Raw genomic sequence first — 404 nt, 5'->3', positions numbered from 1 at the left:
GTCTACGCCTCGGCCGAAGCCGGACGTCCGGCAACGATCGCGCATCAGCAGTCGACGGTGATGGCGATGCTCGAATGCGCTGAGCCGTCCCTGGTCGCCTGGCGCGTGCTGGCGCGCGTCGGCGATGCCTTCATGACGGTGGAGGAAGAGGATGCGGTCGCCGTGATGAGGCGGCTGGCGCGACCTTTGGGCAACGATCCGGCAATCATCTCCGGCGAGAGCGGCGGTGCGGGGCTCGCCGGACTGATCCGCGCGGCAGGGGACAGGCGTATGCGGGCGGCGCTCGGCCTCGACAGCCATTCGCGCGTGCTCGTCGTCAACTCGGAAGGAGCGACCGACGCCGGCCGCTATGCCGAACTGGTCGGCGTGAGGCCGGACGACGTGCTGATGCAGCTTGCCTGAAG

1 protein-coding gene is annotated in these 404 nt (G+C 69.3%); it reads left to right on the top strand.

Annotated features, from left to right (window positions below; all coding sequences use genetic code 11):
- The coding region (locus EOA29_RS40580) for a pyridoxal-phosphate dependent enzyme (protein ID WP_127222616.1) at nt 1-402 on the top strand (402 nt) is incomplete at its 5' end.
- Nucleotides 403-404: the final 2 nt, after the last annotated feature.

It is taken from the genome of Mesorhizobium sp. M1E.F.Ca.ET.063.01.1.1 (assembly GCF_003998155.1).
Taxonomy (GTDB): domain Bacteria; phylum Pseudomonadota; class Alphaproteobacteria; order Rhizobiales; family Rhizobiaceae; genus Mesorhizobium.
This window is presented reverse-complemented; position numbering and strand designations above follow the sequence as displayed.